The organism is Clostridium sp. (assembly GCF_026168755.1).
Lineage (GTDB): Bacteria > Bacillota > Clostridia > Clostridiales > Clostridiaceae > Clostridium.
On the sequence record NZ_JAPFDR010000060.1, the window covers coordinates 1 to 13,049 of the forward strand.

The 13,049-nt window shown below is 27.1% G+C and carries 12 protein-coding genes and 1 pseudogene; 11 read left to right on the forward strand and 2 right to left on the reverse strand.

What is annotated here, in order from left to right:
- The 6 genes from Q0Y03_RS13850 to Q0Y03_RS13875 form a co-directional block, all read left to right on the forward strand.
- Window positions 1-729, forward strand: a 729-nt coding sequence (locus tag Q0Y03_RS13850; protein ID WP_297714402.1) for an Rpn family recombination-promoting nuclease/putative transposase, incomplete at its 5' end; no start/stop codon positions are given.
- 601 nt (window positions 730-1,330) lie between these two features.
- Window positions 1,331-2,764, forward strand: a complete 1,434-nt coding sequence (locus Q0Y03_RS13855; RefSeq protein WP_297714403.1) for a 6-phospho-beta-glucosidase — start codon at window positions 1,331-1,333, stop codon at window positions 2,762-2,764.
- A gap of 321 nt (window positions 2,765-3,085) precedes the next feature.
- Window positions 3,086-3,916 carry a BglG family transcription antiterminator LicT gene (gene licT, locus Q0Y03_RS13860; protein WP_294140704.1) on the forward strand — a complete coding sequence of 277 codons (831 nt, stop codon included), beginning with the start codon at window positions 3,086-3,088 and terminating at the stop codon, window positions 3,914-3,916.
- Between the two features lie 150 nt (window positions 3,917-4,066).
- Entirely contained in the window at window positions 4,067-5,929 is a 1,863-nt protein-coding gene (locus Q0Y03_RS13865) for a beta-glucoside-specific PTS transporter subunit IIABC (RefSeq protein ID WP_297714404.1), read from the forward strand.
- A gap of 239 nt (window positions 5,930-6,168) precedes the next feature.
- The gene (locus Q0Y03_RS13870) at window positions 6,169-6,489 is read left to right on the forward strand and encodes a PadR family transcriptional regulator (protein WP_297714405.1); all 321 of its coding nucleotides are present in this window, start codon (window positions 6,169-6,171) and stop codon (window positions 6,487-6,489) included.
- Between the two features lie 71 nt (window positions 6,490-6,560).
- On the forward strand, window positions 6,561-7,523 hold the full coding sequence (locus tag Q0Y03_RS13875) for an aromatic acid exporter family protein (protein ID WP_297714406.1): 963 nt from the start codon (window positions 6,561-6,563) through the stop codon (window positions 7,521-7,523).
- Window positions 7,524-7,581: 58 nt separating this feature from the next.
- On the opposite strand, the gene Q0Y03_RS13880 is transcribed toward Q0Y03_RS13875, so the two are convergent.
- Entirely contained in the window at window positions 7,582-8,313 is a 732-nt protein-coding gene (locus tag Q0Y03_RS13880; RefSeq protein WP_297714407.1) for a GerMN domain-containing protein, read from the reverse strand.
- 131 nt (window positions 8,314-8,444) lie between these two features.
- Between Q0Y03_RS13880 and Q0Y03_RS13885 the strand changes: the two genes are divergently transcribed.
- Complete coding sequence (locus Q0Y03_RS13885; protein WP_297714408.1) at window positions 8,445-9,635, forward strand: amidohydrolase; 1,191 nt, start codon at window positions 8,445-8,447, stop codon at window positions 9,633-9,635.
- Between the two features lie 15 nt (window positions 9,636-9,650).
- A complete protein-coding gene (locus tag Q0Y03_RS13890; protein WP_297714409.1) occupies window positions 9,651-10,481 on the forward strand; it encodes a phosphatase PAP2 family protein in 831 nt (276 codons plus the stop codon).
- Window positions 10,482-10,560: 79 nt separating this feature from the next.
- Here Q0Y03_RS13890 and Q0Y03_RS13895 read toward each other — a convergent pair whose 3' ends face one another.
- A complete protein-coding gene (locus tag Q0Y03_RS13895) occupies window positions 10,561-11,220 on the reverse strand; it encodes a hypothetical protein (RefSeq protein ID WP_297714410.1) in 660 nt (219 codons plus the stop codon).
- Between the two features lie 475 nt (window positions 11,221-11,695).
- Between Q0Y03_RS13895 and Q0Y03_RS13900 the strand changes: the two genes are divergently transcribed.
- The 3 genes and pseudogenes from Q0Y03_RS13900 to Q0Y03_RS13910 all read left to right on the forward strand — a co-directional run.
- Window positions 11,696-11,905 (forward strand): DUF1450 domain-containing protein, encoded by a 210-nt coding sequence (locus tag Q0Y03_RS13900; RefSeq protein WP_297714411.1) that lies wholly within the window; start codon window positions 11,696-11,698, stop codon window positions 11,903-11,905.
- 385 nt (window positions 11,906-12,290) lie between these two features.
- Window positions 12,291-12,677: a GNAT family N-acetyltransferase gene (locus Q0Y03_RS13905; RefSeq protein WP_297714413.1), complete on the forward strand. Its 387-nt coding sequence runs from the start codon at window positions 12,291-12,293 to the stop codon at window positions 12,675-12,677.
- 159 nt (window positions 12,678-12,836) lie between these two features.
- Window positions 12,837-13,049, forward strand: a pseudogene (locus tag Q0Y03_RS13910) (transposase); the annotation flags it as partial.

The window sequence follows — 13,049 nt, forward strand, 5'->3', positions numbered from 1 at the left end:
ATCTGTAAAGAGTTTTTAGAGAAACTTTTAGAGATTGAAATTGAAAAGATAGAAATGCCTGAAAATCAAAAGACTATAGATTTACTTTTAGAAAGTAAAGGTATTAGATTAGATATATATGTTAAAGATGAAAATAATACAGTTTATAATGTTGAAATGCAAAGAGGAAAAAATAGAAATCTTCCTAAAAGATTAAGATATTATCAAGGAAATATTGATTTAGATTTAATCAGCAAAGGTGAAGATTATAGAAAACTATCTAAAAGTTATATTATTTTTATATGTACTTTTGACTTATTTAAAGCAGGAAGACATAAATATACATTTGAAACTGTATGTATTGAAGACAATAATATAAAGCTAAAAGATGATACAAATAAAATTATATTAAATACTAAAGGGATCATGAAAGATTTAAGTGATGAACTTATTGGGTTTTTAGAGTACGTGGAACATTCAGATGATAAAACAGCTGAAAAAACTAAAGGTACTTTAGTTAAGAATATTCATAGAAGAGTAATTGAAGTCAAGAATAATCCTAATGTGGAGGTGGAGTTTATGACACTTTTAGAGCGTGATAGAGAAAAGTTAGAAGAAGGAAGAGAAGAAGGTAAGAAGGAAGAAAAAATAAACTTAGCTAGAGAAATGCTTAAAGATAATGAATCTATTGAAAAAATAATGAAATATACTAAACTTAGTAAAGAAGAAATTCTTAAAATAGAAATATAATATAAGTTATTATTGGAAACCTAACGGTTTCCTTTTATTTTAGATATAAAAGAATTATTTATTTTCAATTAGTGAATGTAAAATAGTTATAACAGAGAGTGTGTTAGGTAGTAAAATTCAATGTTAAAATTTTAAATGATATTGTAAAATTAGAATACTTAGATTAATAATATAATACTTAAGAGTTCTTATAAGGCTAATAAACAAATGATAGGTAGCATATTTACTCTATTATTTTCTTTCATGTTCCTAAATAATATATATGAATATATAATGAATATCACAGTATGTTAGAGGGAGTGGATAGATGAAACATGTATATGTAAAAGGTCTTATTTAGTTCTCTTAAAAAGAAGAAAAAAGTATAAAAGATAAATTGGTGAAATCGTTGACAAAGTGTTTTGAATGTTTTATTATGTGAATATAATAATTGGATGGTTATTGTTGAAAGACAAGCTAGACCTATTTGTATGAGTTTATAAGGATTGAATTTTGTGCAATTGCTTATATCTCTACAGATGGGTCTTTTATTTTTAAATAAATAATTTTAATTTGTAAATCTAAGTATATTTAAATTATCTAAACTAAGGAGGAGCATTCTATGGGATTCAATAAAGATTTTTTATGGGGCGGTGCTACAGCTGCCAACCAATTTGAAGGTGGATGGAATTTAGATGGAAAAGGTATAAGTACAAGTGATATGTTGACAGCAGGAACTCATACTATTCCACGTAAAATTACTAGAGAAACTATTTATGGATTAAATTATCCAAGTCATGAAGCTATTGATTTTTATCACAGATATAAGGAGGATATTAGGTTATTTGCAGAAATGGGATTTAAGGTATTTAGAATGTCTATAGCATGGACACGTATATTCCCTAATGGTGATGATAAAGAACCTAATGAAGCAGGATTAAAGTTTTATGATGATGTTTTTGATGAATTAAAAAAATATAATATAGAGCCATTAGTTACTATTTCACATTATGAGATGCCTTTTAATTTAACTAAAAAATATAATGGATGGGCTTCAAGAGATGTAATAGATTTTTTTGTTAACTACTGCAATGTAATATTTAACAGATATAAGGATAAAGTTAAATACTGGCTTACATTTAATGAAATTAATTGTGGTACAAAGCCAGTAGGAGGATATCTTAGTCTTGGTATTTTAAATGAAGGCACAGAAGACTTTTTACACCCAAATGATAATAAGCAGATTCGTTTTCAAGCACTTCACCATCAATTTGTAGCAAGTGCAAAAGCAGTAAAGCTTGGTCATAGTATTAATAAAGAGTTTAAAATAGGCTGTATGATTGCTTATATGACAAAATATCCTTATACATGTAATCCAGATGATATATTACTTACACAGAAGATGGATCAATTGGCAAATGATCTTTGTGGAGATGTACATGTTAGAGGTGAATATCCTTTCTTTGCTAAGAGATATTTTGAAGAAAATAATATTGTTTTAGATATAACTGAAGAAGATAAGAAGATTTTAAAAGAAGGAACAGTAGATTATTATACATTCAGTTATTATATGAGTAACTGTGAATCAGCAGAGGGTGGAAAAGACAAAGTTTCAGGAAATTTAGTTAGTGGAATTAAAAATCCATATCTTAAAGCAAGTGATTGGGGATGGCAGATTGATCCTAAAGGATTAAGGTATGTTTTAAATAAATTGTATGGAAGATACAATATACCTCTTATGGTAGTTGAAAATGGTCTTGGTGCTTTTGATAAAGTTGAAGAAGACGGCTCAATTAATGATGATTATCGTATTGAATATTTAAGGGATCATATAATTCAAATGAAGGAAGCTGTTAAAGATGGCGTAGATTTAATTGGGTATACTCCTTGGGGATGTATTGACCTTGTAAGTGCAAGTACTGGTGAAATGGAAAAGAGATATGGCTTTATTTATGTAGATAAGGATAATACTGGAAAAGGTACATTAGACAGAAAGAAGAAAAAATCATTTGAATGGTACAAAAATGTAATAAAAACTAATGGAGAAGAACTATAACTTACTTAATATTAAACTCTATTATATTTTAAAAGCTGATTTAAAAATGAAGAACAAATTATAGTCATGCAAAATAAAAGCGAGTTTTGGAATTTTCTTGACGAAAGCATATAAATTTATAAAAAAAGTATTGACAAGTTATCATAAAAAAAGTATGATGAAATTGAAAATAAACGATTACATTAACTTGGGATTGTTACTGATTCGATCAGGCTACACCTTAATTAATTATAAGAAATATGATATTTATTTCTTATAATTAATTAAGGTTTTTATTTTTAAACATAGTCAAGTATAGAATAGAGTATGAGGTGATGTGCATTGAAGATAGATAAAATTTTTAACAACAATGCAGTTATGGTTAAAGAAGACAATGGACGAGATGCTGTTATCATTGGATGTGGGCTTGCATTTAGAAAAAAAATTGGCGATGAAGTAGATGAATCATTAATAGAAAAAACTTTTATTTTAAAGGAAAAGGACACTTTAGAAAAGTTTAAAATGATTTTAGAACACATACCTACAGAACAAATATCATTGTGCTATGATATTGTGGAATATGCTAAGAACATGTTAAACTGTGAACTTAATGATTATATTTATGTAACATTAACTGATCATATAAGTTATACATTAAAATTATTTGATGAAGGAATAGAAAGACCAAATATATTGATTTGGGAAATAAAAAAGTTTTATCCTAAAGAATATAATATTGGATTAAAGGCTTTAGAGTTTATTGAAAGTGAGCTTGGTAAAAAGATTAATGAAGAAGAAGCCGGAAATATTGCACTTCACTTGATAACAGCTCAGATTAATGGAAAAAGCGATAAAACTGATATTGCTTATAGTATGACCAAAAAGATTCAGGATATACTAAATATTGTAAAATACACATATGATATTGAATTAGATGAACACTCTTTAAACTATGAAAGGTTTATTACTCATTTAAGATTTTTCTTTAAAAGACTTAATAATAAAACACAGTATAGAAATGAAAATGAAGACTTTCTTTTACAACAAGTAAAGGAAAAATATAAAGATGCTTATAAATGTATGCTTAAGATAGAAAAATATTTAAATATAGAATTAAGTTATGAAGAACAGCTTTATTTGACACTTCATATTAAGCGTATTGTAAATAGATAATATAGAAACAATTAAATATTTAGGATTGTTACTGTTAAATCAGGCAAGACCATAGGTTTAAAAATACAAAAGTAATTTAAGTATTATTAAACTTTAGGTCTTGCTTTTTTATATATAAGATTATGATTAATTTAAAGGGAGCGATTGCTTATGAAATACGAAAATCTTGCAAAAGAAATAATTAAGAATGTTGGAGGTAAAGAAAACGTTAGCGGTTTAACGCATTGTATAACTAGATTACGTTTTAAGTTAAAAGATGAAAAAAAGGCCAACACAGATGTATTGAAAAATATGGATGGTGTAGTTACGGTTGTTCAAAGTAGTGGACAGTATCAGGTAGTTATAGGAAATCATGTTCCAGATGTTTATGCAGATGTAGTTGCGGTTGCAGGACTTTCTGAAGGGTCAGGAAATAATTCTCCAGAAAAGATGAAGACTTTTGATAAATTAATTGATATTATATCAGGGGTTTTTCAACCAGTACTTGGAGTATTAGCTGCAACTGGTATGATTAAAGGATTTTTAGCAATGTTTGTTGCTTTGGGATGGTTAAGTAATGAAAGTGGTGCTTACACTATACTACAAACAATTGGAGATAGCTTATTTTATTTCTTTCCAATATTCTTAGGACTTACAGCAGCTAAGAAGTTTAATGTAAGTCAATTTGTAGCTATGGCAATAGGTGCATCTCTTGTTCATCCTACAATAACAGGTATTGCAGGTAAGACAATTGAATTCTTTGGTATTCCAGTTATAATGCCTTCAGGTGGTTATACTTCAACTGTTATTCCAGTTATAATTGCGATTGTATTTGCATCTTATGTTGAAAAGTTATTTAAGAAAATTATTCCAGATATTGTTAAAACTTTTATTGTTCCAATGTTAACTTTAGTAGTAGTAGTTCCTGTTACTTTTTTAGTGATAGGACCAGTATCATCATATGCTAGTGAAATATTAGGAAATATAACATTAGCAATTTATAATTTAAATTCAACTATAGCAGGTTTATTTATCGGTGGATTCTATCAAATATTTATTATGTTTGGTTTACATTGGGGATTAGTTCCAATAGCAATGAATAATTTCTCAGTTTTAGGATACGACCCAATTGTAGCTACTTCAGTTGCAATATGTTTTGCACAAACAGGTGTAGTTTTAGCAATAGCATTAAAAGCAAAAAATAAGAAATTAAAATCATTATGTGTTCCATCAATCATTTCAGGATTCTTTGGTGTTACTGAACCAGCAATTTATGGTATTACATTGCCAAGAAAAAAACCATTTATAGTAAGCTGTATAATAGGTGCAGTTACAGGAGGTATCCTTGGTTTCTTTGAATCTAAAAAATATATGCCAGGTGGTTTAGGAATATTTGTTTTACCGAACTTTATAGGACCAAATGGAGCTGACAAAGGATTTTATGGAGTTGTTATAGCAATGGCAGCAGGGTTAATTTTAGGATTTTTAGCAATGTTATTTGTAAAATTAGATCCAAAGGATATGGAAGATGATAATTCTAATGCAGATGCTTCACAAAATAGTGAAAATACATTAGTTAAACAAGAAGTTATTTCAAGCCCATTAAAAGGAAAATTAACAGAACTAAAAAATGTTGAAGATGAAGCATTTGCTTGTGGTGCATTAGGTAAAGGGATAGCAATAATACCAATAGAGGGTAAAGTTGTAGCTCCAGCAGATGGAATACTTACAACACTATTCCCAACAGGACACGCTATGGGAATCACAACTAATAATGGAGCAGAAATATTAATACATGTTGGTATGGATACTGTAAAATTAGAAGGAAAACACTTTACATTAAAAGCTAAACAAGGAGATACAATTAAAAAAGGACAGACTTTAGTAGAGTTTGATATTAATGCAATTGAAAAAGAAGGATATTCTTTAATCACACCAGTAATCATAACAAACTCAGATAATTATTTAGATGTTGTAGAAATCGATAAAAAACAAATAGATTTTAAAGAAGATTTATTAACAGTAGTAATATAGCTTAGTTTATAAAATTTATTGTTTGCTAATTATAACACCTTAAAGTTACGGTATGAAGATTGTAACTTTAAGGTGTTATTTTTTTTCTTTGGGAAATTATATTTTAAAAAATTGTCGATAACTAATAAGATATAAATATGATAATTGAAGATAAGATATTTTCATAGAAATTGACAAAAATATATATCTTGTAATACAATATAGTAGAATAATGCATTACAAGATAGTGAGGTGAAAAAATGATTCCATCACAAATGTTAAAAGGATTACTAGAAGGATGTATTTTAGAAGTTATTAATATACAGGAAACTTATGCTTATGAAATTTCTAATAAATTGAGTAAATATGGATTTGGAGAAATTTCAGAAGGAACTATTTACCCAATAATATTACGACTTCAAAAAAATGAGTTGATTACTGCTACATTAAGAGATTCTAATAGTGGGCCAAAAAGAAAGTATTATAGGTTAACTGAAAAGGGTGAAGAATCACTAAAACAATTTAAAAGTGATTGGTTAGAATTAAGTAAAGCAATATGTACATTGATGGGAGGGATTTGATATGAGAAAAGAATGTGGAGATTTTTTTAAGAAAAATAATTTAAGGGAAAAGGAAATTAATAAAGAGAATAATGAAGTACATATATAATTTAGCATTTAAAATGTCAATATCAGCAACTATAGCATTGCTTATAGGAAATGCATTAGGTTTACAATATGCAACAGTTGGAGCTGTTATTGCTATATTAAGTATACAAGATACTAGAAAAAAAGCATTAATTATTAGCTATAAAAGAATAATTGCCTGTAGTATGGGGATTTTATTATCAGTAATTCTATATAGTTTATTAGGAAATGGAACATTAATCTTTGGATTATTTTTAATAATTTTAATACCACTTACTTCAAGGTTAAAAGCACAAGAGGGAATGGTGCCATCAGTAGTTCTATCAACGCATTTTTTAGTTGCAAATAATATAACAATTGAATTAATTTATAATGAAGTATTACTAATGATAATTGGAATAGGGGTAGCTGCAATTGCTAACATTTTCATGCCTTCTCTTGAAGATAAATTTAAAGATGATAAAGAGTGGATTGAAGAACATTATAGAATTATAATAAACAAAATGTCCAAGTCATTAATAACTCATGCAGTAGATATTGATGAACAAAAGCTTATAAATGAGGTAGAACAACGATTATATACAAGTAAGGAAACAGCTTATAAGATAGTAAATAATCAGTTTTTTAAAAGCTCATCATATTATACTGATTATATAAATATGAGAATTAATCAATTTGATACAATAAAAAGGATGAGATTACATTTCCAGAGGTTTAATATACCTGTTGAACAAATGAATGTTATGGCTGATTTTACTTTGTGTGTATCAGAAAATATAAGTGAAATGAATGATTGTAAATCATTATTAATTGATTTAGATATTTTAAGAAGTGAATTTAAGAAAATGGAATTACCAAAGACTAGGGAAGAGTTTGAAAGTAGAGCTCAATTACTTCAATTTTTAAATGATATGGAAGAGTTTTTGTTAATAAAAAGAAACTTCTTTACAACTATGAAGAATCATTAAAATTTTAAGCAGTAAATAGATTAAAAGTTATGTAACCTATTTACTGCTTAATTATTTATTAATCAAGTTTTAATACATCACTATAATTTACTGTAGAATATTCATCAGATGATGTTCCATCAGTACCAGTATATAATTCATCTCCAAAATAAACAGCAACTTTATCTACACCATAATTATATCCATAAGTATTTACTACTGCTCCTATAACTCCATTAGCTACTTCAGCAGAAAGTTCCATATCTTTAATAAAGTTTTCATTAAATACAACAGTTAAAACATTAGTATCATAATTTAATGTTGCAGATCTTACTCCATAATCTTTAGATAATACGACAAAGTTGTTATTATTGTTAGGAGCTGAATATAATTTTTCTGTTAAAGCAGTAACAAGAGCATTATCAGTTACTTTAACATTTGTATCAACACAATAAGTTTTAAGATCTACTTTATTAAAATAAAAAACTCGACAATCTCTATTAACCGTATTAGTAGTTGATGAAAGTTCGGATTTATCAGATGTAACATTAGAATTAGTATTTTCTACAAATGAATTGTTATTAGTTGAAATTGCATCATCAGTAGTTTCTTCAGTAGAAGCAGTATTAGTATTTTCTTTAGCAGTATCGGTATTTGTTGTGTCAGCTTTGTTTTCAGAATTAGTTTCTGTAGCCTTTGAATCATCAGTACTAGCTGTTGTATCTCCAGTAATGGCAGTTTTTAATCCACAAGAAGTTAGGGATAAACATAAAACAATAGTACAGCTTAAAGTTAATAGTTTTCTTTTCATAATCTCACCTCAAATAAATTACTTAACATAAAAATATTACCATATTTTTACAAAAAGTTAAATGATTTATTTAAAATAATATACAATATTTACATAAAATTATATAATTTATAGGGGGAGGATGATTGATTATGGATATTTTAAAAGAGACAAAACTTATAGGTAATTATATAATCTCATTAAGAAAGGATTTTCATAAGTATCCTGAATTAAGTATGGAAGAGCATAGAACATCTAAAAGAATTAAAGAGGAATTAGATAAGATAGGTGTTAAATATGAAGATGGAATAAAAACAGAAGTAGTTGCAACTATTGGTAAAGGAGAAGGTAGAGTAATAGCATTAAGAGCTGATATGGATGCATTAAGAATACAAGAAAATACAGATGTTAGATATGCTTCTACTAATAAGGGCGTGATGCATGCATGTGGACATGATGCACATATGGCATCATTACTTGGAGCTGCTATGATATTAAAAAAATATGAGGATAGTATTCCAGGGAAGATTATTCTTGTATTTCAACCATCTGAAGAAAATTCCTGTGGGGCAAAATTAATTTCTGAACATGGGTATTTAGATGATGTAGATGAAATTTTTGGATTACATGTATTTGGAGATATAGAGTGTGGTAAAATCTCTATAGAAGAGGGGCCTAGAATGGCTGCATCAAATAAGTTTACAATAAAAATTACAGGAAAATCAGGTCATGCAGGAAAGCCACATCAATGTGTTGATGCTACTTTAGTTTGTGCAGCTATAGTAATGAATTTACAATCTATAATTAGTAGAGAAATAGATCCAGTTAATTCTGCAGTAGTAACAGTAGGTCATATTCAATCAGGAGAAACTCATAATATTATTTCAGGTGATGCTATAATAGAAGGTACAATAAGAACTTTTAATGCAACAACAGCTAAGCATATTCAAACATCAATTAAAAGAATTGCATATAGCACAGCCTTAGCTTATGGAGCAACAGCAAGTGTTGAGTATGGTGTGGCACATCATCCTGCTGTAATTAATGATTCTGAAGCAGTAAAAACAGCTTTAGATGCTGCTAAGAAAATATTTGATGAAAAAGATATTATAAAAGTTCCAAGAATGATGTTAGGAGAAGACTTTTCTATATATCAAAAAAGAATTCCTGGAGTTTTTGCTTTTGTAGGAGCTGGTAATGAAGAGATAGGTAGAGATTATCCAAATCATAATGATAAATTTAATATAGATGAAAGAGCTGTATTGATAAGTACAGAATTATATGTAGCATATGCTTTAGAGGCTATATGTAAAGAGTCACGTAAGCAAATTTTTAATCACTAATAGGTGGAGGAATTTATGGAGTTAGAAATTTTAAGAAATATTCAAAGTATAGCAAATCCATTTTTTGATTTTTTATTTCAACTTATAACTATATGTGGTGAACAGATAGTGTTAATATCTATAATATCAATTATTTATTGGACATTAGACAAAAAGTTTGGAGAATATATTGCATATTCTGTTTTAACTAGCGTACTTTTAAATAATGCAATAAAGGATATTTTTAAAATGAAAAGACCTATAGGAGAAGAAGGAATTAGAACATTAAGAGAGCAAACAGCAACGGGATATTCATTTCCTAGTGGACATACTCAAGGTGCATCTTCATTTTATGGAGCTATGGCAATTTATTTAAAGAAGAGAGTAATGTATATTATTGCTGCTGTAATGATTGTTTTAATTGGGTTTTCTAGATTATACTTAGGAGTTCACTACCCAAAAGACGTTATAGTTGGTGGAATACTGGGGGTATTGATATCTTTAATATGTTATAATTTATATAATAAGGTTGAAAACAAGATGTTACTATATGTAATAACATTTGCAATATTTATTCCAGCATTAACTTTTGCACATTCTGCAGATTTTATTAAAGGAATGGGAACTTATTTAGGATTTATAATTGGAATATATATTGAAAAGAAATATGTTAATTTTTCAACGGAAGGAAATACAGGAAATAAGATAATAAGAGTATTATTAGGAATAGTAATATTATTAGTATTACAACTGGGATTAAAAGTATTATTACCAAGTGCAACAATATTTTCGTTTATAAGATATTCATTAATAAGTTTAGTGGGCATAGGGGTATATCCTATGGTATTTAAAAAATTTAAAATTTAAATAAATGAATTTGAGGCTATATAGCAAAATTAAAAAAGTTAAGAAATTAAGTCTTTAGCTTAACTTCTTAACTTTTTAATTATTTTAATGCTGATTCAAGTGTTTTTAATCTAGAAATATAAGCTTGAGTGTTTGTAACTTCATTCTTAGCAATTTCTTTAACTAATTCACTTTTAGCACATTTATTATCTAGTATTGAAATATCATGAGATGCTTGTAAAAGGGCAATTGCTTGTTTTATATATGTTATTTCATTGCTATCAGAAGATTTAACGCCTGATAAATCTTTTTCTAATTTATCTATAATTACTTTGTATTGCTTAATATACTCTGTATCTTCTTTAACTTGTTCTTTACTTTTACCATAAGTATCAATTAATCTAGACAATTCAATTCTCATTTCTTTTAATTCACCAGTATAGTTATCAATTATATCATCAACAATATCAATTAATTCAGGATTACTTGAGTAGCTTTCTATATTATGAGTAGCAAATAATATAGCTCTATGTAGCAGGATTTCTTCTCCTAAATAATCTATACAAACGCTACCAGAAGAAGGGAGCTTAGATAATTTAGATACTATTCCATTAATATGATCCTGTGTAAGTTCGTAATATGGATCATCTATAAATTGTGAATAAGGGTTTTCTATGCATGTTGCAGACACTGGTAAATTAAAAAGCATCATAGATAGTAAAGTTAATATTGATAGAAGAAAGCTTATAATTTTTTTCATTTGTTTCACTCCTTAAAATATTAATAATATTTAGTATTATCAAAAATTTAAATTTTTATTTATTATTAAGTAAAAACATTAAATTCTTAAAAAATGAATTAGTAATATAAAGAATATATAAGGAGTTAAAAAATAGTAACTAAGAACTATTGACTGGTGTATAGTATAAAACTATACTAATACCTAGAAGTTTATTGTTAGTCACCTAACTAATATATGGTGCGATATAAATAAGTTTTATTTATATGGAAAAGTGGAGAGGAGAAAATATAAAAGAATTAAAATTGATAATATAGAAGGTCATGTTGAATTAAAAGATGTAACTTTCTCTTATACTAATGGAAAAAAATATTAAAAAATGTTTCATTTTAAAAATGGAACAGAAATTTAGACATAAATCGGGTTGCCTCTGAGGTTAATCCAATAAATGGATTAACCTCAGAGGCAACTTAAAACATTAAAAGGAGAGATAAACATGATAGTAATGTGCCCAGGATGTTCGGGAATAGATATCAATATAGTGAAAAATGAATTTAAAGATGAAAAAATAGTTTGTGGATGCATAGGCGAATGTGGTGGAAGAATGGATGAAACCATAGTTGCCATGGTTGATGGAGAGTTTGTTGAAGCTAGAAGCGAAGCAGAATTTATTATAAAAACAAAATCAATATTAAACTCCAAATAAAATTTGAATAATATTGTTCGTCATGTGGAGCCGAAAAATTAATGATATTACACATAACATGGTAGCGAAAAAATGAAATATTTATTTTACGGGAACCGTGAAATTTTCGCCTAGAATTTATATAATTGATTCTGTAAAATTATATAAAATTTTTAAACTTAAGTGAAATTCAAAATTTCAATTTTGTTAATCGAACTTACACATTCGACGTAAGGAGAAGGTGCTTCCTTTTAAAAGGAAAGTCACTCTTCACTATCGCTTAGAGGAGTAAGTTCAGCTAACTAAATTAAAGTTTGTATGGGGGATAAATATGGAGATTAACTTTAGAGAAATAAATAAATCAAATTATAATAATTGTATATCCTTAAAGTTATGAAAGCATCAAATTAATTATGTTGCAAGTAATGCATTTTCATTAGTACAATCTTTCTATGAAGATAAATTATATCCATTAGGAATATATAATGGAGATGAAATGATAGGATTTTTATTATATGATTATGATGAAGAATTAAAAGGATGGTCATTTTCAAGGTTTATGATTGATATTAAGCATCAAAATAAAGGATTTGGGACAAAAGCATTAGAAAAATTTTTAGATTTTTTTCATAATAAGTTTCCAAATGAAAGTTTATATACAAGTGTAGAAATAGATAATGAAGTAGCTGTTAAGTTGTATGAAAGGTATGGATTTAATAAAATAAATTCATTCGAATATAAGGTTGAAGATATCACATATAAGGAATTTAGAATGCTGAAGGAATCATGGTAGTATATATAAATTTCAATTTATCAGTTAGATTGATTAACAATTTATAATATTGTGAGCGATAAATAGGAGTTTCTCGTTGAGATTATAATAATATTTTAATATAATAGTAGTAAGAACTTAAATAAAATATAAATTGATTTAAGAATAAAGGAAATAATAATGAGTAAAACATTAAAAGAATTAAATTTAGAAGATGATTTCCTATTTGCGAAAGTAATGAGTGATAAAGAGATCTGTAAAGAGTTTTTAGAGAAACTTTTAGAGATTGAAATTGAAAAGATAGAAATGCCTGAAAATCAAAAGACTATAGATTTACTTTTAGAAAGTAAAGGTATTAGATTAGATATATATGTTAAAGATGAAAATAATACA

Excerpts from the sequence above, each read along its gene's own strand:
- Q0Y03_RS13855 (WP_297714403.1), top strand. The coding sequence starts at position 1,331 with ATGGGATTCAATAAAGATTTTTTATGGGGCGGTGCTACAGCTGCCAAC.
- Q0Y03_RS13865 (WP_297714404.1), top strand. The coding sequence starts at position 4,067 with ATGAAATACGAAAATCTTGCAAAAGAAATAATTAAGAATGTTGGAGGT.
- Q0Y03_RS13870 (WP_297714405.1), top strand. The coding sequence starts at position 6,169 with ATGATTCCATCACAAATGTTAAAAGGATTACTAGAAGGATGTATTTTA.
- Q0Y03_RS13875 (WP_297714406.1), top strand. The coding sequence starts at position 6,561 with ATGAAGTACATATATAATTTAGCATTTAAAATGTCAATATCAGCAACT.
- Q0Y03_RS13880 (WP_297714407.1), bottom strand. The coding sequence starts at position 8,313 with ATGAAAAGAAAACTATTAACTTTAAGCTGTACTATTGTTTTATGTTTA.
- Q0Y03_RS13885 (WP_297714408.1), top strand. The coding sequence starts at position 8,445 with ATGGATATTTTAAAAGAGACAAAACTTATAGGTAATTATATAATCTCA.
- Q0Y03_RS13890 (WP_297714409.1), top strand. The coding sequence starts at position 9,651 with ATGGAGTTAGAAATTTTAAGAAATATTCAAAGTATAGCAAATCCATTT.
- Q0Y03_RS13895 (WP_297714410.1), bottom strand. The coding sequence starts at position 11,220 with ATGAAAAAAATTATAAGCTTTCTTCTATCAATATTAACTTTACTATCT.
- Q0Y03_RS13900 (WP_297714411.1), top strand. The coding sequence starts at position 11,696 with ATGATAGTAATGTGCCCAGGATGTTCGGGAATAGATATCAATATAGTG.